Here is a 21,846-nt window from a genome sequence, read left to right on the forward strand (position 1 = left end):
AAAATGCCCTTGACGATCAGCGGTGCCAAGCCAAGCGACGGCTCGTCCAGCAGCAGCAGTTTCGGGCGTGCCATCAGTGCACGACCGATCGACAGCATCTGCTGCTCTCCGCCGGAAAGCGTTCCGCCGCGCTGCGACTGGCGCTCCTTCAGGCGCGGGAAGAGCGTGAAGATCTTCTCGACATCCTCATTGAAGTATTTGAGCTTGTCCAGGCTCGCACCCATCTGCAGGTTTTCATAGACGGTCATACGCGGAAAGATGCGCCGCCCCTCTGGCGATTGCGCGATGCGAAGCCTGGCGATCTCGTGCGTCGGCATGCGCGTAATATCCTGACCGTCGAAAGTAACCGAGCCGTTGCGTGCCTGCGGACTGCCGCAGATCGTCATCATCAGCGTCGACTTGCCGGCGCCGTTGGCGCCGATCAGGCTGACGATCTCGCCGCTGTTGACTTCGATGTCGACCCCGGCAAGGGCGCGGATATTGCCGTAATAGGTCTCGACACCCGCGACTTTCAAAAGTGCTTGCCCCGCCATCAATTTTCACCCTCTTGGAGGTGTTCGACTTCCGCAATCACCTCTTCCACTTCCTCATCTTCGACGCCCAGATAGGCGGCGATCACGCGAGGGTCGTTCTTGACCTCATCCGGTGTGCCGTCGGCAATCTTCTGCCCATATTCGAGCACGATGACATGGTCGGAAATTTCCATGACCACGGACATGTCGTGTTCGATCAGAAGGATCGATGTGCCGGTGTCCTTGCGGATGCTGCGAAGGAATTCGTTCAGGACCAGAGATTCGCGAGGGTTCAGACCGGCGGCCGGCTCGTCCAGGCAAAGCAGTTCCGGACCCGTGCACATGGCGCGGGCAATTTCCAGGCGGCGTTGCGCTCCGTAAGGAAGGTCGCCGGCCGGATCGTCAGCCCGATCGATGAGATCGGCCTTTTCGAGCCAGAAGCGTGCAAGCTCGATCGCATTCTTCGCCTCGGACCGGTAGGGGCCGATGCCGAGCAGGCCGAGGATCGTATAGCCGGAGGCACGCATCAGCTTGTTGTGCTGCGCGACCAGCAGATTTTCGAGCACGGTGAGACCCGAAAACAGCCGGATGTTCTGGAAGGTACGCGCCACCTTGGCTTCGCGCGTGATCCGAAAATCCGCAAGCCGCTCCAGGAGGTATTCCTTGCCGTTATTCTGGTTGAGGCTGATCATGCCCATGGTTGGCTTGTAGAAGCCGGTGATGCAGTTGAACACCGTCGTCTTGCCGGCACCGTTCGGCCCGATCAGCGCCGTGATGTCACCACGCTTCGCCTCGAAGGAGAGGTCGTTGATCGCCATCAGGCCGCCGAACTTCATCGACAGGTGATCGACCTTCAGCAGGATGTCGTTAGGGGTTGCGGTCACAGCATTCATCAGCCGTGGCCCTCCTTGGTAAAGCTGCCGGAGACCGCTTTTCGCTCCTTGAGGAAGGCGGTCGGTTCTCGAGTCCCAACAAAGCCGCGCGGCTTGATGATCATGACGACCACCATGGCAAGCCCAAAGATCAGCATGCGGTAGAGTTCCGGAGTGAAGTCTTCACCGAAGAACAATTTGAGGAAACTCATGTTGCGCAGCAATTCGGTACCGCCGACCATGGCGATCGCGGCAATCGCAATACCCTTCAGTGACCCCATGCCGCCGAGAACGACGATGGCGAGGATCACGGCGGATTCGAGGAACACGAAGGATTCCGGCGAGACGAAGCCCTGACGCGCGGCAAAGAAGGAGCCGGCGAAGCCGCCGAACATGGCTCCCGTGGCGAAAGCGGTCAGCTTCGTCGTCACGGTATTGATCCCAAGCGACCGGCAGGCGATTTCATCCTCGCGCAACGCTTCCCACGCACGTCCGATCGGCATGCGCCGCAACCTGATCGTCACATAAGCGGTCAGCATGCACAGGGCCAGAATGACGTAGAACAGGAAGATCTTGTACCAGGCCGACGAAATCGGCAGGCCAAGGGTCCGGACGATATTGTGCGGATCCTTCATATCGAAGGTATAGAGGCCGAACAGCGATGCCTTGGTAATGTTGGAGATGCCGAAACTGCCGTTCGTCACATCAGTCCAGTTGGTCAGCACGATGCGGATGATTTCGCCGAAAGCCAGCGTCACGATCGCCAGATAGTCGCCGCGCAGGCGCAGAACCGGGAAACCGAGGATCATGCCCCAAAGACCGGCGAGAATGCCGGACAGCGGCAGAAGCAGCCAAAAGGACAGGCCGAAATGCAGCGACAACAGAGAATAGGAATAGGCGCCGACCGCGTAGAAGGCGACATAACCCAAATCAAGCAGGCCGGCGAGGCCGACGACGATGTTCAGGCCCCATGCAAGCATCACGTAAATGAGGATCTGGATGCCGAAATTGTCGACATAGGTCAGCGAACCCTGCGGCCCCAGGAACGCCACCGCCGCCAGCGGATAGATGAGCAGCAGCACGAGCGCGATCTTGCTGAAATGTTTGGCGGCGAAGCTTGGTTCACCCTCCACCACGACGACCTTGCCTCTGGCTGCCTTCCGCGCAGCCAGATACGGCTGAACGAAAACCGTCATGACGAAGCGGCCAACAGCGGCAATCGCAACAATGGAGGCCAGCAAACCCCAGCGCTGGACGATGATCAGCTTGTTGTCGATGTTCTGGTCGGTCCTGAGACCGATGTAGAGGACGAACATGCCGAAGGCTATGAGCGCGGTCCAGAAGGCGTCCGTAATCCCTCTCTGGACAAGGCCGGGCGCGGTCTTGCCTGCAACGAAATTTGAATGTGCCATGGCGTTATACCTTTTCGACTTCCGGCCGGCCGAGAATACCCGTCGGCTTGAAGATCAACACGTAGGCCAGGATGCCGTATGTCGCGACATCCTTATACGCGATAGCGAAATTACCCGACCAGAACGACTCGATGAAGCCGATCATCAGACCGCCGAGAACGGCGCCGGGCAGCGAACCGATGCCGCCGAGGACCGCCGCGGTGAAAGCCTTGACGCCCGGTACGAAACCGTCCGTAAAGTTGGCGACCCCATAATACATCAGATACATCGTACCCGCGACCGCAGCGAGTGCCGCACCCATGATGAAGGTGACGGAAATCGTGCGATCGACATTGATGCCGAGCAACGCCGCCATCTTGCGATCCTGCTCGGTGGCACGCTGGGCGCGGCCGAGCGCCGTCTTGTTGACAAGATACCAGAACGCCGCAAGCAGCACCACCGTAACGATGAAGATGATGATCTGCTTCAGCGACACCGAGACGCCGCCGAAATTGAAGACATCGCCAATCAGCGTCGGGATCGGCTTGTTGCGCGGTCCCTGAGCGACCTGGATGAAGTTCGACAGCACGATCGACATGCCGATCGCCGTGATCAGCGGCGCAAGGCGGAACGAACCGCGCAGCGGCCGATAAGCCACGCGCTCGATCACCCAGTTCCAAAGGCTCGTCATCAGCATGGCGATGATGAGCATCACCAGCAGCATGATTGCCACCGGCAGACCGGCGAAGAGCGAGACGAGGACCAGATAGGTGATGAGAGCGGCAAAGCCGCCGAGCATGAAAACATCACCGTGGGCAAAATTGATCATGCCGATGATGCCGTAAACCATGGTGTAGCCAATGGCGATCAGGCCGTAGATAGACCCGAGAGTCAGCCCATTTAAGAGCTGCTGGATAAAATAATCCATATGTCATTTCCCCTGGATGCGGCGCAAGCGACCACATCTCTTATTACTTTTTTTGGTGCCTTCGAGAGGCCCGTGACCGCGATTCCATACTGCTTTCGAAGGAAATGTGAAGCCAAAAAGGCAAGAAATTGACAAATTCTTTTCAAATCGCCGTGCGCTGATGCGAATCCGACCAAAAATAATACAAAAGCGGCAGCTTATGGCTCAAATTTAGCCAAAACCGTTTGGCGACATGTCCGCTCTGAAAAGCTTTTGTCAGCCACGGGCTGGCCAAGCCCGCGGCCGTCGCCTGCAGCCCGGCGGCTACGAGCGCATCCGCGCGCCATCCGCATCGAACAGCGGTTCGACCTGAAGCCTTGCCGGTAGAAGCTCGCCGAGCAATTCGATCGCCCAGCCCTGCGTCTCGTCGGCGATTTCCTTCGGCACATAGCCGATGGCGAGCGAAAGGCCGGAAGCATGGGCATAACCGCCCGACGTTACCCAGCCGCAGACCGCGCCGTTGTGATAAATGGGCTCATCACCGATGACGTCGGCGTCTTTGGCCGCAAGAACGAAGGTGCGCAGCCTAAGCGTCCCGCCCTCCGCCTTCTCCTTGGCAGCGCTGGCCTTGCCGATGAAATCGGCTTCCTTGGACAGCGCCACGAATCGGCCGAGGCCGGCTTCGAGCGGCCCGTAGAGCGGCCGGTATTCGCGCGCCCAGCTGCCATAGGACTTGTCGAGACGCAGCGCGTTCAGCGCCCTGAGACCAAAGAGCCGAATGCCGAACTCCGCGCCCTCCCGCATCAGAAGGTCGAAGATGCAGCGCTGATACTCCGGCTTCATCCAAATCTCGTAGCCAAGATCGCCCGTATAGGAGACGCGGCCTACGATGGCAGGCGCCATGCCGAGATCCATACGACGGATGGACATGAAGGGGAACGCTGCCGAGGAAAGGTCCTGATGGGTCAGCTTCTGCAAGAGCTTGCGGGCATTCGGGCCGGCGATCGAAAGCCCGAGCAGCGAAAGGCCGAGTGCCTGGAGCTCGACCGAGCCATCCTTCGGCAACAGGCTCTCGAACCAGCGCATGTGGTAGGCTTCGGCGATGCCGGAACCGATGAGAAGGAAATCCGCCTCTCCAAGCTTCGCCAGCGTGAAATCGCCGATCAGCTTGCCGTCGTGCTTCAGCATCGGCGCCAGCGTCATGCGGCCGGTGGCCGGAATGCGGCAAGTCAGCAGCCTGTCGAGGAAAGCCTCCGCCCCCGGTCCCTTGACCGAATATTTGGCAAAGCCGGACGTCTCCATCAGGCCGACGCTCTCGCGCACCGCCTTGGCTTCGGCGCCGACGACGTCGAAGTCGTTGGAGCGGCGCCAGGAGAATTGATCGGCCTCACCTTGTGGGGCAAACCACAGAGCCTGTTCGAGGCCGTAATAGGCGCCGAAGACGCCGCCGGCCTCCCTCAGTCTGTCGTAGATCGGCGTCGTCAGCAGCGGCCGCGCAGCCGGCAGTTCCTCGTTCGGATAGCGGATGGAGAAGCGGCGGGCATAGTTTTCGCGCACCTTGGCGTTCGTATAGGCGAGCGTCGCATAATCGCCGTAGCGGGAGACATCCATGGCGAAGACATCGAAGCCCGGATCGCCATAGATCATCCAGTTGGCGAGCGCGAGACCCACGCCGCCGCCCTGGCTGAAGCCGGCCATGACTGCGCAGGCCGACCAGTAATTGCGCAAGCCGCGCACCGGGCCGACAAGCGGATTGCCATCCGGCGAGAAGGTGAAGGGGCCGTTGATGATCTTCTTGATGCCGGCATTGTTGAAGGCCGGGAAGTGGCGGAAGCCCACTTCCAGCTCCGGCGTGATACGCTCGATATCCTCTGCCAGCAGCTCGTGGCCGAAATCCCAGGGCGTTGTCACCGGCGACCATGGGCGGCAGGCCTTCTCATAGGTGCCCATCAGCATGCCCTGGCGTTCCTGGCGCAGATAGATCTCGCCATCGAAGTCGACGCAGTGCATCAGCTCCTTGCCCGTGGTCCTGTTGAAGTCGACGACCTCGGGCATGTCCTCGGTGATCAGGTACATATGTTCCATGGCGAGCACCGGCAGCTCCAGCCCGACCATGCGGCCGACTTCGCGCGCCCAAAGGCCTGCGGCGTTGACGACATGCTCGGCGACGATTTCTCCCTGATTGGTAATGACGCGCCAGGAGCCGTCCTCGCGCGGCACCAACTCCTCCACCTTGGTATGCAGGTAAATCTCGGCGCCGTTCTTCTTGGCGGAACGGGCATAGGCATGCGTCGTGCCATAGGGGTCGAGATGACCTTCGACGGGATCGTAGAGCGCGCCGACAAACTGATCGGGATCGAGGAGCGGCATCATCTCATGCGCTTCCTTCGGTGTCAGCAGCGTCGCCTCCAGGCCGTTGTAGCGGCCTTTGGCGAGAATGGACTTCAGCCAATCGAAGCGCTGCGGGGTCGCCGCCAGCATCAGGCCGGAGGTCAGGTGCAGGCCGATATCCTGTCCGGAATACTCCTCGATCTCCTTGTAGAGCTCGACCGTATATTTCTGCAGCTTGGCGACATTCGGATCGCCGTTGATCGTGTGCATGCCGCCGGCGGCATGCCAGGTCGAGCCGGATGTCAGTTCGGAGCGCTCGAGCAGCACCACATCCGTCCAGCCGAATTTCGTCAGGTGATAGAGCACCGAACATCCGACGACACCGCCACCGATAACGACGACCTTGGCATGGCTTTTCATCTGGGAATCCCCTGTTCTCGGCGCGAAGCCGCCGGGTGTCTTCCCGCGCGACCGGCCTTGTTTGAGAGGAAACCTAGAGACTATCCGATGGGCCAAATAGCCCGAACTGCGAAACCGAAATGTCTGTTTGCGCCATCGCAATTGTTCGGATCGCGCCATCGCCATTCGGCAGAGCAAGCCTGTCGGCCAAACGCTCGATATCCGGTGCCGTAGGGTTTTTCAGTCGATGAAACCGGCCGTCAGAGCAAACTCCCGCCCCATCTCCATGATCTCCTCAAACACGTTGCCGGCATAGGAGCGCGGCACGATAATCTCGAAGCAGTCAGGTCCGGTGCGGGCGACGTTGGCACCGACATGGCAGCACAGCATGTTGGCCGACTGCCCCTCGGCAAAGGCCTGCGGATGCAGATCGACCGCTACGCATTTGGCAAGGATGCGACGGACGCTGGGACCGCAGATGCGGAGCAGCACGCGACCATCGCTTTGCTCGAAAAAAGAAATACGCGCGGGATCGAGCGTGAAGAGATCCCGCGCCACACTGTCGGTGCCGAGCGTATCCGACACCACGTACCATTCTCTAGGTCCGGCATCGCGAACGGATACGTCCTTCAATGCCTTCAGGCTTGCAAGAACCCCTTCCTGATCCCCAGCCCGCGCGAGCACGGAGAAAATGGCGGGATGACGCACGACGGCGAGATGATTCGGATTGGCGGCAGCCTCGAAGCCGGAAATATGATCTTCCAGCACATGCCTGTTCTGAAACGCGACGCTCATCGATCCATCACCCCAAAAGCTTCTTGTTGTCCGGATCGACGAAGACGGGACTGCAGACCTCCGCCGCCACTTCCTCGCCCCGCAATCCGTCCCAGACGACTACACGCTCGCCGATACGCTCTCGGCCGGACTTCAGGAAAGCGAGCGCGATGGAATGGCCGAGCGTCGGCGAGAAGCAGGCCGAGGAGACATGCCCCTGATCGTTCACCGTCGAAGGTCTCGCACCCTCTTTCAAAATATGTGCGCCCGCGTGAATTTCCTTCGCCGTGTCGATCGGCTTCAAGCCTACAAGCTGGCCGCGGTCGGCAGCAGTCAGGCCGAAGCGGGTCGACAGTCTCTTGCCGATGAAATCCGGCTTCTGCGTCGACATCATACGGCCGAGCCCGACATCATCAGGCGTCGTGCGGCCATCGAGTTCGTTATGGGTGACATGCCCCTTCTCGATGCGCAGCACGTTGAGCGCTTCGACGCCGTAAGGGCAGATGCCGTGCGCCTTGCCGGCCTCCATGATGGCATCGGCCACCGCCTCACCGTAGCCGGCGGGCACGGCGAGTTCAAAGGCCAGCTCGCCCGAGAAGGAGATGCGGAACAGGCGCGCCCTGAGCCCGCCCTTCAGCATGACTTCGGCAGCGGCGAGGAATGGGAAGAACGCGTCGGAAATATCGTCTTCGACGATCTGCTCCAGCACCAGCCGCGCGTTAGGGCCGGCAATCGCCATCTGCGCCCACTGATCGGACGAGGACACGAAACGAACGTCGAGCTGCGGCCAGAGCGTCTGCGCTGCGAATTCCATATGCGTCATCACCTCGCCGGCCATCGCCGTCGTGGTCGTCATGAAGAAATGATCAGGCGTCAGCCGGCTCGTTGTCCCGTCGTCGAAGATCATGCCGTCTTCGCGCAGCATCAATCCGTACCGCGCCTTGCCGATCGGCAGTTTCAGGAAAGCGTTGGAATAGAGGCGATTGAGAAACTCCGCCGCGTCCTTGCCGAAAATCTCGATCTTGCCGAGGGTCGACACATCGCACAGGCCGACATTGTTGCGCACGTTCACGACTTCGCGGTCGACGCTGTCGCGCCAGCCCTTCTCGCCCGGCCGGGCAAACCAGGAGGAACGATACCAAAGGCCGGCCTCCACGAAGGCGGCACCGTTCTTCTTCGCCCAGCCATGCAGCGGCGATTCTCTGACCGGCTGCGCGTGCTTGTCGCGCGCCGTGCCCGCCAGAGCGCCGAAGGAGACCGGCGTGTAGAACGGCCGAAACGTCGTCGTGCCGACGGCTGCCGGGCTGACGCCGCGCATGCCGGCAATGATGCCGGCAGCGTTGACATTGCCGAGCTTGCCCTGGTCCGTGGCCATGCCGCTCGTCGTGTAGCGCTTGGCGTGTTCCACATGGCCGAAGCCTTCGCGCAAGGCGAGGCCCAGATCCTTGGCATGGACGTCGTTCTGGAAATCGACAAATGCCTTGTCCTTCGCGCCTGGCACGTGCCAGATCGCCGCAAAGGACGGATCATATTCGCCCTCGACCTCGGGCAGATCTTCCGCATGAACCACGCGGCCCAGGCTTTTGATGACCCGTCGCGCCTTTTCTGCCCCGTCGGCAAGACAGCCGGAAACGCTCTCGATACCCGCAGCCGAGCCGGCAATCTCCAGCTCGCCGGAAACGATCGGCGCCATGAAAGCCTGCTTCTCATCCGACCAGACCGGCTTGGCGCCGCGCTGGCAGGCAAGATGGATGATCGGAGACCAGCCACCCGACATGGCAAGCGCATCGCAGGCGATGAGCTCATCCAGGCCGCCGCGATCGGCGATGGCGCCGCTGATGCGATACTTGCCCTTGGTCGCATGGACGGTTGCTCCATGCACCACCCGAACGCCCTGAGGAGCGGCATCGGCCGATGCGACGCGCGTGTCGAGGATGGCCGAAATCTCGACGCCTTCAGCGGCGAGATCAGCCGCAGTTCGGTAGCCGGAGCCGCCATTGGTAAAGACGGCGACCTTCTGCCCGGCAACGACACCATAGCGGTTGAGATAGCTGCGCATGGCGCCGGCCATCATCACACCAGGGCGATCATTGCCGCCGAAAACCAGCGGCCGCTCTTCTGCGCCGGATGCGAGGATGGCGCGCTTCGCGGCGATGCGCCAGAGCCGCTCGACCGGCAGATCGGGCGATGGCATCGCAACATGCTTCTGCACCTTCTCGACCGCGCCGAAGACATTGTCGTCATACCAGCCGAACACGGTGGTACGCGGCATCAAGCTCACGTTCTCGAAACTCTGCAGTTCCTCCAATGTCGCCTGGACGAAAGCATCCGAGGAAGCACCGCCGATCGTCAGCCGTTCCGACAACAGCGAGCCGCCAAGTCGAAAACCTTCATCTGCCAGCACGACGCGCAGACCGGCACGGGCGGCGGTCAAAGCCGCCATCAGTCCCGCCGGCCCCGAACCGATGACCAGCAGGTCGCAATGCGCCCAGGCCTTTTCGTAACGGTCCGGGTCGGCCTGCATCGCAGCCTTGCCGAGGCCGGCGGCACGTCGGATGATCGGCTCGTAGACCTTTTCCCAGAAAGCAGCCGGCCACATGAAGGTCTTGTAGTAGAAGCCCGCGCCGAGGAAGGGCGAGAACAAGCTGTTGACCGAGCCGATATCATACTTCAGCGACGGCCAGCGGTTCTGGCTCGCGGCCGTCATGCCCTGATAAAGCTCGGCAACGGTGGCGCGCGTATTCGGCTCGGTGCGCCCGTCCTTGCCGATGGTGACGAGTGCGTTGGGCTCGGCCGACCCCGCCGTCAGAATGCCGCGCGGGCGATGGTATTTGAAGCTGCGGCCGACCAGCAGCTGGTCATTGGCGAGCAGAGCGGCAGCGAGCGTATCCCCCTCGAGACCCTTCATCCCCTTGCCGTCGAACTGGAAGGAAAGCGGACGGCCGCGATTGACGAGACCGCCGCTCGACAGACGATAAGCAGTCATCTTCCCGCCTCCTTCGCCTTGTCCTCGGCATCTGTAACGGAAAAGACTTCATGGGTGACATTGCTGCGGTCGACGATCAGCCAGCGGCGGCAACCGGCGCTGTGGTGCCAATATTCCTGAATTCGGCCGCGCTCGTTGTCGCGGATGAAGACATAGCGGTTCCAGTCCTCATCCGGCGCGGCCGGCGCCGGGCGGACGACGGAAGCGCCGCGAATGGAGAATTCTTCCTTGGGTCGCACGCCGCAATGCGGGCAGTTGATCAAGCTTGCCATTGGTATCGTGCCCTCAATGCAGGTTCGGCTGCGGACCCTTGCCGCCTTCGTCGATCGCGAAGCCGCGCTCGAAGCGGTCGAGACGCAGAAGGCGGCTGACATCGTGGCTCTCGTCCTTGGCGATCAGATGCGCGAAGCAGAAGCCCGAGGCCGGCGTCGCTTTGAAGCCGCCATAGTTCCAGCCGCAGTTCAGATAGAGATTTTCGATGGGCGTGCGGTCGATGATCGGCGAGCCGTCCATGCTCATATCCATCACGCCGCCCCAGCTGCGCAGCACGCGCACGCGCGACAGGCCGGGGATGAGTGACACCCCCTCCTCCATCGTGTGCTCGACGGTGGCGAGATTGCCGCGCTGGGCGTAGGAGCTGTAGTAGTCGATATCGGCACCGAAGATCAAGCCGCCCTTGTCCGACTGCGAGATATAGAAGTGTCCGGCGCCATAGGTGATGACGTTGTCGATGACGGGCTTCAACCCCTCGGAAACGAAGGCCTGCAGGACATGCGTTTCGATCGGCAATTCCAAATCGGCCATCTTGCCGAGGATCGAGGTATGGCCGGCAGCCGCAAGCGCCAGCTTGTTGCAGCCTATGAAGCCGCGATTGGTCTCGACGCCCGTTACAGCGCCGCCCTCATCGCGGCGAATGCCGATCACCTCACATTGCTGGATGAGATCCACGCCGCGGCTGTCGGCGCCGCGCGCATAACCCCAGGCGACCGCATCGTGCCGTGCCGTGCCGCCGCGCCGCTGCAAGAGGCCGCCGAGGATCGGGAAGCGTGCATGGTCGAAGTTCAGGTAGGGCATCATGCGGCGAACCTGCTCGCGATTGAGCAGCTCCGCGTCGACCCCATGCATGCGCATCGCATTGCCGCGCCGGGCATAGGCATCGCGTTGGCCATCGGAATGGAAGAGGTTGAGCACCCCGCGCTGCGAAACCATGGCGTTATAATTGAAATCCTGCTCCAGCCCTTCCCAAAGCTTCATCGAGAATTCGTAGAAGGGCTCATTGCCGGGCAGCAGGTAGTTGGAACGGATGATCGTGGTATTGCGGCCGACATTGCCGGAACCGATATAGCTCTTTTCCAGCACCGCGACATTGGTGATGCCGAACTCCTTGGCGAGATAGTAGGCCGTCGCCAGCCCATGCCCCCCACCGCCGACGATGATGATGTCATAATGCGGTTTGGGTTCCGGAGTCCGCCAAACCGGCTGCCAATGACGATTGCCCGAAAAAGCCTGTTTTAGAAGCTGATATGCCGAATATCGCATGCACTCATCCCGATACTGCCCGGCCGCACATTCGCACATGCAACAAAAACGACAAGTCCCGAAAGGACGAAAAAGCTTCGCAAACAGAACATGATCTTTTCCGAATGCGCAGCGACGGGCGGTGCTTGCCTCCCAGACATGCCGCCAGACCGCCGACCAGCCCGCCTCTTTGGAAAGTCGCACAACGCTCTGTTGCTAAAGCCCCGCTCACGCGCTAATCCGAAAGGAACCGGGGAATGGGAAATCTAAACTTCGCATTCGGAACTTCTTATCTATAATGTCCGGAGAGTTGAGGCGCGGATAGCGCGCGGAAGACGAAGAAGCAGATGCTTGCAACATTCGAAAAGGCGGCGCTCGAGGCAGGAAAGGCCATATTGGAGGTCTACCGTGCCGGCTATTCGGTTGTCTTGAAGCGGGACATGAGCCCCGTCACCCTCGCCGACGAACGCGCCGAAGACATCATTCTCCGGCATCTCCAGCGCGATTTCCCGCATATCCCGGCCATTGCCGAAGAGCAGGTTTCCGCCGGCAACATTCCGGAGGTTCGCGGACGCGCCTTCTTTCTAGTCGATCCGCTCGACGGTACCCGTGAGTTCATCGATCATCGCGACGAGTTCACCGTCAACATCGCCTACGTCGAGGATGGCATCCCGATACGCGGCATCGTCTATGCACCGGCGCTCGGTGTAGCCTTCACCGGCGAGCCCGGCAGAGCCCGCAAGCTGATCGTCGACGAGCATTTTTCGATTGTCGACCGACTGACGATAGGCGTACGCGAACGCCCGTCCAAGCTGACGGCGCTCGCCAGCCGCTGCAACAGCAATGCGAAAACAGAGACCTTTCTGACTGACAATGCAGTGTCCGGCTGCACGTCGATCGGTTCGTCGCTGAAATTTTGTCTGCTTGCCGAAGGCAAGGCTGATGTCTATCCGCGTTTCGGCCGTACCATGGAATGGGACACGGCAGCCGGCGACGCGGTATTGCGGGCGGCCGGCGGGACCACGGTAACGGTCGAGGGCGGTCCCCTGACCTACGGCAAGACCGGCCGCAGCGAGGATGCCGACTTCGCCAATCCCCACTTCATCTGCTGGGGCGGGCAGAAGCACGGCGTGTCCGCGTAAGTCTATTTTTGCAAGCGGAAAACAATTCTTACACCTTGTCTTGCACCTGCGGACAATGCGGTTCCCGCAGCTTCGAACCGGAAGCGTAAGTTTTCACTGACGAAAAATCATAGGACGAAAACGATTTCCTCTGAAATAACAGGGTCTTTGAGCCGCTTTGCTCAGGAAGAACACACGCAAATCAGCCTGCCGCCACATTGATTAAAATTATTAGCAAAGTCTTACCAGGGGCTTAGGCAATTTTTAAATGTGGCAAGATAGAGTGCCTCTCGTGGTCTTGAGTGTGTGTAGAGAGTCCAATGACCGAAATGATACGTCCCCGAGTGAAGTATGTCATCGGCCCCGATGGCAGCCCGCTGACGATAGCAGACCTTCCGCCGCCGAATACGCGCCGCTGGGTCATTCGTCGTAAAGCCGAGGTTGTCGCCGCCGTGCGTGGTGGTCTGCTCAGCTTGGAAGAAGCCTGCGAACGTTATACGTTGACCGTCGAAGAGTTCCTCTCCTGGCAGTCGTCCATCAATACCCATGGCCTCGCCGGCCTCCGGACGACCCGCATACAGCAGTATCGCCACTGACAGCAGCGGCAGCACCACTTCAATTTGACTTTGTGTTCGGGCCTCTTCTTCCAAAAGAGGTCCGAATTATTTGGAGCAACGCATTTCGAATGCGCGCCGTCATATTCCGATGGCCTCTCAAAGGATAGATTTAGAAGCAGAGACGCGCTCGGTCGCCTGGCGGCAAAGGCTTGGCCGGTCCATATTTCTGACTGAAACGCAAACGGAGACGATCCGTTAACAATCTCGATGATTGGCAGACGTCGAACCACATGCAATCCTTGTTGCATCAGACGCAAGAAGGGAGAATTTCATGGATATCCGCAACGAAAGCAACGCATCCGGCGGCCGTTATGTCGCGACCGTCGAAGGCCACGAGGCGGAAATGACCTTTTCCCGCACCTCTCCCAAGCTGATCATCCTCGATCATACCGGCGTGCCGGATGCCTTGCGCGGTAAGGGCGTCGGCCAGGCGCTGGCGCTTCACGCCGTCGAGGAGGCACGGCGCGGCGGCTGGAAGATCATCCCGCTCTGCCCCTTCTTCAAGGCGCAGGCACAACGTCACGATGACTGGCGTGATGTCGTCAATCTTTAAGGCGTGCCGCGCATACGCAACGGCATGAACGAATCTGGCATCGATCCGTCCGATCGGCCGGATTAATTCCAAAAACGCAAAAGCTGCGCGTGACCGGCCCTGTCACGGCCAGTCACGCGCAGCTTTCATGCACCTTCCGTCTATCGGAACGCAATGATGCTTGATCCGAAAGAAGTGAGGGAATTGCGGTTTCAGGCGCGCGCCCGCGCCGGACCCGAACCATCGCGCTCTTCGAGCGCTGCGGCCTTGGCATATTCGGCCTGTATTTCCTCAAGCGAGCTTTCCAGCGCCTCTTCCTGAACCTGCAGCTCACGAATCGACACCTGCAGGTTGTCCGCGCGCTGGCGGGCGGCCTTGGCAAAGGTCGGGTAAGCAAAGTGGCCCGGATCCGAAATGCCGGACTTCTTCTCTTCGACGACGATCTGGCTTTCCAGTTCCTTCGTCATGCGGTCAAATTCCGCCATCATCATCTGCAGCTGCTGCAGCTGACGACGTTTTTCGTTCACCTGAAACTCCTTCAGGCGAACAAGGCTCTCACGTGACTTCATACGCATTACTCCCGTGATGCGAGACCCCGGCTCTCGATATTCCCGCCCGCGCCGAACCGCTTTGAGACGGCTTGGTTAAAAAAATTTCCAGCGATCTTAATAAAAGCCTACCGCTGGTAACCTTTCGTTTACGGGCATCGTTAATGATAGGCGCAATGATTTAAGGCTCGGTAAATGTTGTGGTCGGATTTCGGCATATCGGCATTGGTGAGTCGGATGAATCACTTGGCGTTGGTTCTTAAAGCGATACTTTAGGAGAAGATTTTACTGATTGTCTTTGGAAAACAGTGCAATGGAAAAATTATTTAATAAATTCGATACGACTTGCCAGAGTGAATCAGAATTTGTTAACCATTACATGGCAGCTTCCAAATCAAGCAGTGATTTGATCGGTATCGCGTAAGGGGGCTGACGACCTTTCGGCGGCGGTAAAGGGGACAATTATGCGGGTTCTACTCATTGAAGACGACAGCGCGACAGCGCAGAGCATCGAGCTGATGCTCAAATCCGAAAGTTTCAACGTCTATACCACCGATCTCGGTGAGGAAGGCGTCGATCTCGGAAAGCTCTACGACTACGACATCATCCTTCTCGATCTCAATCTTCCCGATATGTCCGGCTACGAAGTGCTGCGCACACTGCGCCTTTCGAAGGTCAAGACGCCGATCCTGATCCTCTCCGGCATGGCTGGCATCGAGGACAAGGTTCGCGGCCTCGGCTTCGGCGCCGACGACTACATGACCAAGCCTTTCCACAAGGATGAGCTGGTCGCCCGCATTCACGCCATCGTCCGCCGTTCCAAGGGCCATGCCCAGTCGGTGATCATGACCGGCGAGCTCATCGTCAACCTCGACGCCAAGACCGTCGAAGTCGGCGGCCAGCGCGTGCATCTGACCGGCAAGGAATATCAGATGCTGGAGCTGCTCTCGCTGCGCAAGGGCACGACGCTTACCAAGGAAATGTTCCTCAACCACCTCTATGGCGGCATGGACGAGCCGGAACTGAAGATCATCGACGTCTTCATCTGCAAGCTTCGCAAGAAGCTGGCCAACGCGGCGGGCGGCGCCAACTATATCGAAACCGTCTGGGGCCGCGGCTATGTGCTGCGCGAGCCCGACAGCGGCGATTTCGCCGAAAGCGCCTGATTAGCCTCCCCTAAACCGCCGAAATTCTCAAATCCCGCCTCTTCAGGCGGGATTTTTCTTTAGGGCAGTTCCAGGAAAAGCGTATTGCCCCCCTTTCCGTCCCGAATCCCGTAAGAAAATGATAGCGCGCTTTCGCACTTCGAAAAAAAAGGGGAAGGCTCAAAGCAGCCGGCCGATGAACCGCCCAGGATCGCAATAGCCGCCTCAAAGGCTGCCGTTGCTGCTGTGATATGTCTCGTCAAAATCAGGCGGCTGCCGCGCGATTGCCGAATATGGCCGTCAGGATCTTGCGATCGAAGGGCTTCAGCAGAAAATCCGTGGCGCCTGCGCGCTTTCCGGCCATCAGCTTGCGAAGGTCGGCCTCGACAACGCAGTAGTAGATCTTCACGTCCTTGCCGTTGGGCATGGCGCGGATGCTGGCGATGAGATCGAGCGCCCCTTCCATGCCTGCATCGACGATCAGATAATCCGGGATTTCGGCCTGGCAGCGTGCCAGCGCTTCGCGGGCGTCACCGGCTTCGCTCACAAGAAAATCCAGCTCCGACAGGATTCGTTTGCCGACCTTACGTACGACATCCGACGTATCCGTTATCATGAACCGCTGCATATGTGAGCTCCCTGCTGTCGACCGCCATCATCCGAATGGCGGCGTCAAATTGAAACGATAGGAGCAGCAAGCTAAGGATTCGTTACCGCTACATTCTCAATTGAGCGGACAACCCAAAGATTGCACAGAATTTTCAATGCACGAAATACTATGCCCGCGGCCGATGCCCGGCCGCGGGCAAAAATGAGAATCAGTCTTTCGGCTTATGAGCCGCCATGGTCGCCACGAAGGTCAACTCCTCCGGCGTCGCATTGTAGGAAAGCTCCATGCCGCTCTCATCGGCAAGAAGCACCGTGTAGTAGGGCTGGATGGAATGAGCGTCGATGGCCTCCTCCAGCGTGCCGGAGCAGATTTCTGCGAACTTCGGCGGTATGCGCATCAGCCGCCCCTTGGCGCTGATCGTGAATTTGGCCTCGAACTCCGGATTTTCGAGCGTCACCTCGATATTGCCGCCGCGCGGAATGGCACCATAGGCAACGAGAAAGAGATTGAGCAGCAGCTTCACTCGGTTCTTGGCGATGATCGCGCGCGGACCGACCCAGTTGACCTCCGTCTTCTTCTCGGCGGCGGCGAAATCCTTGGCGGCCCGCTCCGCCTCGCCGGTGTCGATCGAGGCGCCGACCGAACCGGACGCGCCGAAGGCAAGGCGGGCGAATTTCAGACGGACGGACGCGTTGAGCGCGCTCGTGCGGATCAGATCCATCGCATCGGCATCCGCACCACCCTCGTCGAGCAGCTCCAGACCATTGTTGATCGCCCCGACCGGCGAGATCACGTCATGGCAGACGCGGCTGCACAGCAGCGCGGCCAGATCCGGTCCGGTCAGAGTGAGATTGGGATTTTTCGACATTCATTGTCTCCTGAATGCTGACAGGCAAGGCGAGTAGTTACACCTTGCCACGGCAAGGTTGCCCGAGGGTTTCGCAGCCAGTGTACCGCGCGCCATAATGACACCATATTTGGTAAACCGATTGTTAAGACCATCGACGCAAAATGCATTCATCGCCATCAGACTCGTTCGCGCGCGAATCGTCCTGCGATGGATGGGCGGAAAGTCTGAGAAAGAGGGGGCGTGCCGTGGCGGCGCGTTCAGCCGAACATGTCGCACATGCGCCCCTGAAGCACCGACCATGATGAACGGAAAACTTCCATGCGCAATGAACTCCTGAAGAGACTGCCCAGCCCCGGCTCCGGAACGCTCGGCCTTGGCCTGCTCTTGGCCATCGTCGCATTCGTGAGTTTCGCGTTGCCGATCCGCCAGGCGGCCGCCGCAAACGGCCAGTATTCGGCGCAGGAAATCGTCGATGCCGGCCATTCCTTCTTCGGCTCCACCAGCGGCGGCCTCGCCAAGGTCGTCGAGCGGGCCTTCCAGCAATACGGCCTGCCGAACGGCTACATTCTCGGACAGGAAGGCTCCGGCGCCTTTCTTGCCGGTCTGACCTATGGAGAAGGCCAGCTCAACACCAAGAATGCCGGCGAGCATCCGCTCTATTGGCAAGGTCCGTCGCTGGGGCTCGACTACGGCGGCCAGGGTACCCGGGTCATGATGCTGGTTTACGATCTGCCGAGCATCGACAGCGTCTATACCCGCTTCGGCGGCGTGAGCGGCCAGGCCTTCGTGGTCGCCGGCTTCGGCATGACCGTCCTGAAAAACAACAATATCGTGCTCGTTCCGATCCGCACCGGGCTCGGCGCGCGCCTCGGCATCAACATGGGCTATTTGAAGGTCACGCCGAACCCGACCTGGAATCCCTTCTGAGCCTTCTTCCGATACGATCTCCCAGGCAGCGCACGCCTTGGCCCGCTTGAGTTGCGGGCCTTTTCTTTCCCGGAGTCTCGGGCTCTGAAATCAAAGAAGCAGCCCGCGCCGGTAAACCATATCCGCGTTAAACGCTTGCCCGCATGGCTAACCCATGATTAATCATCCTATCGACATCGGACATAACTCCAGGATACTGGTCGCGTCGTGATTCAATTTGCTCTCTTGTTCGGGTTGGGCTTTCTGACGGCCGCTCTTCTGGGCTTTCTCATCGCGCCGTCGATCCATCGTCGTATCGTCTGGTTCACCGAAAAGCGCCTGAAGGCGACGATGCCGCTGAGTCCGCAGGAAGTGCGTGCGCAAAAGGACATGGCCCGCGCCCTCTTCGCCGCCGAAAACGCCAGGACCGAACATGCCCTGACGCAGGAGCGCGACAAGACCGTCGCGCTGCAGATCCATAACGGCAAGCTTCAGCAGGAAGCCGGCCGCCTCTCGGCCGGAAATACCGAGCTGCAGACGCGCATCGACGATCTGGAAGTGGAGGCGGGGGAACTGCGCTCACGCCTGCGCCGCGAGGAAAGCTATATCAGCCAGCTCAAATCGAGCATCCATACCGCCGAGCAGGCCAGCGCCGAAAAGGAAGCCGATATTGACGGGCTGCGCAAGCGGATGACGAAGATGGCGGCCGACGCCGACAATTTCAGGATCGACCTTGCAGCCCGCGAGACCGAGATCGAGAGCCTGAAGCTGCGCATCAACACATTGCGGGATGAACGTGAGGCTCTGCGCCAGGAGTTGAGCGCGGCGAACCTGCGCGCAGCGAATGCGGAACAGTCGCTCCGCCAGGAAAGCGACAAGAACAAGCGGCTTGAAGAACGGCTCGACCGCGAAATTGCCGGCAGCGCCGATAAAGAAACCGCAATCGAACGGCACACTCAGGACGTCATCCGCCTGAGGGAGCGGCTGGAGGCCGCCGTCAAGGAATCGAAGGAAGCAGGCAAGGCGCTTCGTGCCGCAGGTCTGACACCGCCGAAGAAGACGGCAAGGACGCCGGAGCTCGCTGCGGCGTCCATGGTTTCAGCCATCGCCGACAGCCAGGCGGATACAGCCGAGCCCGCACAAGCGGCAGAACCGGAACGAACAGTGAAAGACGAAATCGCCCAAATGACGGAAGAGGTTCGCAATCGGGCCGCGGCCCTGTCGGACCGCCTGCTGAAAGCCCGCACGCCGGCGCATGACGACGCCATGCGCGAGGAGATTGCCAAGATTGCGGCCAATATGGTGGCTCTGACGGCACTCAAGGAAGGCGATGCCTCACCGATCCTCGATCTGCTGCCGAAGAATCGGGATGCCGCCGCGCCGGGCGCGCGCGTCAGCCTCGCCGACCGCGTTGCCGCCATATTGCCAAAGCATTCCTGACCTGAGGTGCCGTGCAAAGTGGCCGGCCGTCTTGCGGCAACGATATGCGCCAAATCAGCTACATACGACCGTTCTTCGCGGCCATCTCGAAAAGGGCGATACCGCTTGCCGTCCCGACATTGAGGCTATCCAAGCCGGGAGCCTGCGGGATTCGCACGCTGCCGAAGGCAGAAAGGATGTTCTCCGGCAGACCGTCCCCCTCCGTGCCGACCACCAGCGCCATGCGGTCCGAAGCCGGCACATCCCGAATGTCCAAGCCCCCGCGCGGTGACAGGCTCCAGATGGCAAAGCCGCGCCCGGCCAGCGCCGCAAGCAACTCGACGCCGCTCGATTGCCGACGATAGGGAATTGTCAGGATCGAGCCGACCGAAACCCTGAGTGCCTTTCGGTAAAGCGGATCGCAACAGCTCTCGTCCAGCAGCACCGCATCTGCGCCAAAGGCCGCGGCATTGCGAAACATGGAACCCATATTGTCGTGATTGGAAATGCCGCAGCCGACAAGCACGAGCGCCTGCTTTGGGATACGGTCGAGAAAGGCACCCGTCCCCTCTCCCGTCGTCCTGCGCCCCAGCGCCAGAACGCCGCGATGCAGATGGAAACCGACAATGCCGTCGAGCACCTCGGCGGATGCGACATAAACCGGGACATCGGCCGGAAAGCTCTCGATGATGCCGCCGAGCCCGGCAACGCGGTTCTTGAGCAGCAGCACCTTCTCCGCGGCGAAATCGCCGGCCGCCGCATGTGCGCCGGCAAGCAGCCGCAGCACAACCGTACCTTCCGCAATGAAACGGCTGTCGCGGCCCGTGAGATCGCGTTCGCGGATATCGCGGAATTCGGCGATGCGCGGATCGTCGGGATGCGTAATCTCGATGAGCCGCTCGTTCGTCATCGTCAGACCGTCAGTTGGACAGCGATATGGTCGCCACGGTGCGGCCGATACCGTAATCGAAGACGATGGCCTGGCGCTGACCGCCGGCAAGCGTGCCATAGAACAGCACCTGATTGCCCGACAGCGCCGTGGACTGCACCGTAAAGCCCGCCGGCAGCAGAGCCGTCACCGCAACCGGAGCATCGGAGGGGATGCCGGAAGCAGCCTGCCCGGCAGGCTTTGCCGCCGGCTTCATCGTCTTGTAGACAACGGCGCCGAAGACGGCCATAAGGCTCACCACCATGACGGCCGCAGAGACGATCTGCAGGCGGATCATCTTGCGTCGGACTTTCTCCAGGGCCGGATCGAGGGGCTTTTCCTCTTGATCGTCTGGCTCGAGATTCGTCATCGATGCGTCCTTGCTTCCTGAAGAGCGCCTTGTGCGCCGGAGAAATACGTTTGAGCGACCCCTTTAAAGAAGCCGCGAGCAATAGAAAAGTCCTTACCGCCGATGAAAATGCCGTAGGACGGCTCGATTCGTGGCTGACGGCCGAGATCGGCGAGGAATTTTCCCGCAGCCGCGTGCAGGCGCTGATCAAGGACGGCGCGGTTTTGCTCAATGGCGCACCGGTGACGGACGCCAAGCGCAAGGTGCGCCCCGGAGACGTCTATCAGGTCACATTGCCCGAGCCTGAGGATCCGACGCCGCAGGGTGAGGATATCCCGCTCGACGTGCTCTATGAGGACGACGACGTCATCGTCATCTCCAAGCCGGCCGGGCTTGTCGTGCATCCAGCCGCGGGCAACTGGACAGGGACATTGGTCAATGCTCTGATCCATCATTGCGGCAACAGCCTTTCCGGCATCGGCGGCGTTCGCCGTCCGGGCATCGTTCACCGGCTGGACAAGGATACGACGGGAGTGATGGTCGTCGCCAAGAACGATGTCGCTCACCGGCATCTGTCCCAGCAATTTGCCGATCATGGCCGGACGACATCGTTGGAGCGCGCCTATCAGGCAATCGTCTGGGGACGTCCCCGCCAGCTCGTCGGCACCATCGATGCGCCCCTCGGCCGCTCGAGCAGCGACCGCACGCGCCGCGCCGTCAAGCGTCCGGATTCTCAGGATGCCGACGAAGCGATCACGCATTACGAGGTGGTGGAGCGCTTCCACGAGACACCGGACGCGACTGCCCTCGCCTCGCTGATCGAGTGCCACCTGGAAACCGGCCGCACCCATCAGATCCGCGTGCATATGGCGCATATCGGCCACCCGCTGCTCGGTGACGCCGTTTACGGCGGCGGCTTCAAGACCAAGGCCAATCTCCTGCCGGAAGCCGCAAAGCAGGCCGTCCACCGCTTCACGCGCCAGGCGCTCCATGCCTACATGCTGCAATTCGAACATCCCCGCACTGGCGAGGTCATGCATTTCGAGGCACCGCTGCCCGATGACATGGAGGAATTGGCGGCAGCACTCAGAGGATAGGCGCGAAACGTCACAATGACTGGACGCCTGCCCT

21 protein-coding genes are annotated in these 21,846 nt (G+C 60.3%); 7 read left to right on the forward strand and 14 right to left on the reverse strand.

Going from position 1 to position 21,846, the window contains the following annotated elements; all coding sequences use genetic code 11:
• The 9 genes from Q4Q11_RS22920 to Q4Q11_RS22960 all read right to left on the reverse strand — a co-directional run.
• Positions 1-533: ABC transporter ATP-binding protein (locus Q4Q11_RS22920; RefSeq protein WP_498570924.1), on the reverse strand; the 533-nt coding region annotated here is incomplete at its 3' end.
• Positions 533-1,405 (reverse strand): ABC transporter ATP-binding protein, encoded by an 873-nt coding sequence (locus tag Q4Q11_RS22925; protein WP_112503580.1) that lies wholly within the window; start codon positions 1,403-1,405, stop codon positions 533-535. The genes Q4Q11_RS22920 and Q4Q11_RS22925, both read right to left, overlap by 1 nt.
• Positions 1,405-2,796, reverse strand: a complete 1,392-nt coding sequence (gene livM, locus Q4Q11_RS22930; protein ID WP_113213468.1) for a high-affinity branched-chain amino acid ABC transporter permease LivM — start codon at positions 2,794-2,796, stop codon at positions 1,405-1,407. Before livM ends, Q4Q11_RS22925 begins: the two co-directional genes overlap by 1 nt.
• 4 nt (positions 2,797-2,800) lie before the next feature.
• Positions 2,801-3,703 (reverse strand): branched-chain amino acid ABC transporter permease, encoded by a 903-nt coding sequence (locus tag Q4Q11_RS22935; RefSeq protein WP_112503574.1) that lies wholly within the window; start codon positions 3,701-3,703, stop codon positions 2,801-2,803.
• 303 nt (positions 3,704-4,006) lie between these two features.
• Positions 4,007-6,433 carry a GcvT family protein gene (locus Q4Q11_RS22940; RefSeq protein ID WP_498570925.1) on the reverse strand — a complete coding sequence of 809 codons (2,427 nt, stop codon included), beginning with the start codon at positions 6,431-6,433 and terminating at the stop codon, positions 4,007-4,009.
• 219 nt (positions 6,434-6,652) lie between these two features.
• A complete protein-coding gene (locus Q4Q11_RS22945) occupies positions 6,653-7,207 on the reverse strand; it encodes a sarcosine oxidase subunit gamma (RefSeq protein WP_498570926.1) in 555 nt (184 codons plus the stop codon).
• A 7-nt stretch (positions 7,208-7,214) separates the two neighbouring features.
• Positions 7,215-10,172 (reverse strand): sarcosine oxidase subunit alpha family protein, encoded by a 2,958-nt coding sequence (locus Q4Q11_RS22950; protein WP_498570927.1) that lies wholly within the window; start codon positions 10,170-10,172, stop codon positions 7,215-7,217.
• Complete coding sequence (locus Q4Q11_RS22955; RefSeq protein ID WP_112503562.1) at positions 10,169-10,444, reverse strand: sarcosine oxidase subunit delta; 276 nt, start codon at positions 10,442-10,444, stop codon at positions 10,169-10,171. Before Q4Q11_RS22955 ends, Q4Q11_RS22950 begins: the two co-directional genes overlap by 4 nt.
• Before the next feature lie 13 nt (positions 10,445-10,457).
• Positions 10,458-11,711: a sarcosine oxidase subunit beta family protein gene (locus Q4Q11_RS22960; RefSeq protein WP_498570928.1), complete on the reverse strand. Its 1,254-nt coding sequence runs from the start codon at positions 11,709-11,711 to the stop codon at positions 10,458-10,460.
• Between the two features lie 326 nt (positions 11,712-12,037).
• Here Q4Q11_RS22960 and cysQ point away from each other — a divergent pair, with 326 nt between their 5' ends.
• The 3 genes from cysQ (at position 12,038) to Q4Q11_RS22975 (ending at position 13,981) form a co-directional block, all read left to right on the forward strand.
• Positions 12,038-12,832: a 3'(2'),5'-bisphosphate nucleotidase CysQ gene (gene cysQ / locus Q4Q11_RS22965; RefSeq protein ID WP_112503558.1), complete on the forward strand. Its 795-nt coding sequence runs from the start codon at positions 12,038-12,040 to the stop codon at positions 12,830-12,832.
• A gap of 299 nt (positions 12,833-13,131) precedes the next feature.
• Positions 13,132-13,407, forward strand: coding sequence for a CtrA inhibitor SciP (sciP, locus tag Q4Q11_RS22970; protein WP_004107124.1), 276 nt, complete (start codon positions 13,132-13,134; stop codon positions 13,405-13,407).
• 292 nt (positions 13,408-13,699) lie between these two features.
• Positions 13,700-13,981 (forward strand): GNAT family N-acetyltransferase, encoded by a 282-nt coding sequence (locus Q4Q11_RS22975; protein WP_112503553.1) that lies wholly within the window; start codon positions 13,700-13,702, stop codon positions 13,979-13,981.
• A 191-nt stretch (positions 13,982-14,172) separates the two neighbouring features.
• On the opposite strand, the gene Q4Q11_RS22980 is transcribed toward Q4Q11_RS22975, so the two are convergent.
• Positions 14,173-14,529: a flagellar export protein FliJ gene (locus tag Q4Q11_RS22980; protein WP_498570929.1), complete on the reverse strand. Its 357-nt coding sequence runs from the start codon at positions 14,527-14,529 to the stop codon at positions 14,173-14,175.
• A 443-nt stretch (positions 14,530-14,972) separates the two neighbouring features.
• Here Q4Q11_RS22980 and ctrA point away from each other — a divergent pair, with 443 nt between their 5' ends.
• Complete coding sequence (ctrA, locus tag Q4Q11_RS22985) at positions 14,973-15,674, forward strand: response regulator transcription factor CtrA (protein WP_112503547.1); 702 nt, start codon at positions 14,973-14,975, stop codon at positions 15,672-15,674.
• Positions 15,675-15,918: 244 nt separating this feature from the next.
• Here ctrA and Q4Q11_RS22990 read toward each other — a convergent pair whose 3' ends face one another.
• Both Q4Q11_RS22990 and chpT read right to left on the reverse strand, forming a co-directional pair.
• Positions 15,919-16,281, reverse strand: coding sequence for a response regulator (locus Q4Q11_RS22990; protein ID WP_498570930.1), 363 nt, complete (start codon positions 16,279-16,281; stop codon positions 15,919-15,921).
• Between the two features lie 190 nt (positions 16,282-16,471).
• Positions 16,472-17,131: a histidine phosphotransferase ChpT gene (gene chpT, locus Q4Q11_RS22995; protein WP_112503542.1), complete on the reverse strand. Its 660-nt coding sequence runs from the start codon at positions 17,129-17,131 to the stop codon at positions 16,472-16,474.
• 300 nt (positions 17,132-17,431) lie between these two features.
• Here chpT and Q4Q11_RS23000 point away from each other — a divergent pair, with 300 nt between their 5' ends.
• Positions 17,432-18,040, forward strand: coding sequence for an EipA family protein (locus Q4Q11_RS23000; protein ID WP_112503539.1), 609 nt, complete (start codon positions 17,432-17,434; stop codon positions 18,038-18,040).
• A 207-nt stretch (positions 18,041-18,247) separates the two neighbouring features.
• Complete coding sequence (locus tag Q4Q11_RS23005) at positions 18,248-19,459, forward strand: hypothetical protein (protein WP_498570931.1); 1,212 nt, start codon at positions 18,248-18,250, stop codon at positions 19,457-19,459.
• A 58-nt stretch (positions 19,460-19,517) separates the two neighbouring features.
• Here Q4Q11_RS23005 and Q4Q11_RS23010 read toward each other — a convergent pair whose 3' ends face one another.
• Together Q4Q11_RS23010 and Q4Q11_RS23015 are read right to left on the reverse strand one after the other, a co-directional pair.
• Positions 19,518-20,348: a TrmH family RNA methyltransferase gene (locus Q4Q11_RS23010; RefSeq protein WP_498570932.1), complete on the reverse strand. Its 831-nt coding sequence runs from the start codon at positions 20,346-20,348 to the stop codon at positions 19,518-19,520.
• 10 nt (positions 20,349-20,358) lie between these two features.
• Entirely contained in the window at positions 20,359-20,736 is a 378-nt protein-coding gene (locus Q4Q11_RS23015) for a hypothetical protein (protein WP_112503531.1), read from the reverse strand.
• A 50-nt stretch (positions 20,737-20,786) separates the two neighbouring features.
• Here Q4Q11_RS23015 and Q4Q11_RS23020 point away from each other — a divergent pair, with 50 nt between their 5' ends.
• A complete protein-coding gene (locus tag Q4Q11_RS23020; protein ID WP_498570933.1) occupies positions 20,787-21,812 on the forward strand; it encodes an RluA family pseudouridine synthase in 1,026 nt (341 codons plus the stop codon).
• Positions 21,813-21,846: the final 34 nt, after the last annotated feature.

This window comes from Rhizobium sp. UFLA01-1127 (genome assembly GCF_059803845.1).

Excerpts from the sequence above, each read along its gene's own strand:
- Q4Q11_RS22925 (WP_112503580.1), bottom strand. The coding sequence starts at position 1,405 with ATGAATGCTGTGACCGCAACCCCTAACGACATCCTGCTGAAGGTCGAT.
- livM (WP_113213468.1), bottom strand. The coding sequence starts at position 2,796 with ATGGCACATTCAAATTTCGTTGCAGGCAAGACCGCGCCCGGCCTTGTC.
- Q4Q11_RS22935 (WP_112503574.1), bottom strand. The coding sequence starts at position 3,703 with ATGGATTATTTTATCCAGCAGCTCTTAAATGGGCTGACTCTCGGGTCT.
- Q4Q11_RS22940 (WP_498570925.1), bottom strand. The coding sequence starts at position 6,433 with ATGAAAAGCCATGCCAAGGTCGTCGTTATCGGTGGCGGTGTCGTCGGA.
- Q4Q11_RS22945 (WP_498570926.1), bottom strand. The coding sequence starts at position 7,207 with ATGAGCGTCGCGTTTCAGAACAGGCATGTGCTGGAAGATCATATTTCC.
- Q4Q11_RS22950 (WP_498570927.1), bottom strand. The coding sequence starts at position 10,172 with ATGACTGCTTATCGTCTGTCGAGCGGCGGTCTCGTCAATCGCGGCCGT.
- Q4Q11_RS22955 (WP_112503562.1), bottom strand. The coding sequence starts at position 10,444 with ATGGCAAGCTTGATCAACTGCCCGCATTGCGGCGTGCGACCCAAGGAA.
- Q4Q11_RS22960 (WP_498570928.1), bottom strand. The coding sequence starts at position 11,711 with ATGCGATATTCGGCATATCAGCTTCTAAAACAGGCTTTTTCGGGCAAT.
- cysQ (WP_112503558.1), top strand. The coding sequence starts at position 12,038 with ATGCTTGCAACATTCGAAAAGGCGGCGCTCGAGGCAGGAAAGGCCATA.
- sciP (WP_004107124.1), top strand. The coding sequence starts at position 13,132 with ATGACCGAAATGATACGTCCCCGAGTGAAGTATGTCATCGGCCCCGAT.
- Q4Q11_RS22975 (WP_112503553.1), top strand. The coding sequence starts at position 13,700 with ATGGATATCCGCAACGAAAGCAACGCATCCGGCGGCCGTTATGTCGCG.
- Q4Q11_RS22980 (WP_498570929.1), bottom strand. The coding sequence starts at position 14,529 with ATGAAGTCACGTGAGAGCCTTGTTCGCCTGAAGGAGTTTCAGGTGAAC.
- ctrA (WP_112503547.1), top strand. The coding sequence starts at position 14,973 with ATGCGGGTTCTACTCATTGAAGACGACAGCGCGACAGCGCAGAGCATC.
- Q4Q11_RS22990 (WP_498570930.1), bottom strand. The coding sequence starts at position 16,281 with ATGCAGCGGTTCATGATAACGGATACGTCGGATGTCGTACGTAAGGTC.
- chpT (WP_112503542.1), bottom strand. The coding sequence starts at position 17,131 with ATGTCGAAAAATCCCAATCTCACTCTGACCGGACCGGATCTGGCCGCG.
- Q4Q11_RS23000 (WP_112503539.1), top strand. The coding sequence starts at position 17,432 with ATGCGCAATGAACTCCTGAAGAGACTGCCCAGCCCCGGCTCCGGAACG.
- Q4Q11_RS23010 (WP_498570932.1), bottom strand. The coding sequence starts at position 20,348 with ATGACGAACGAGCGGCTCATCGAGATTACGCATCCCGACGATCCGCGC.
- Q4Q11_RS23015 (WP_112503531.1), bottom strand. The coding sequence starts at position 20,736 with ATGACGAATCTCGAGCCAGACGATCAAGAGGAAAAGCCCCTCGATCCG.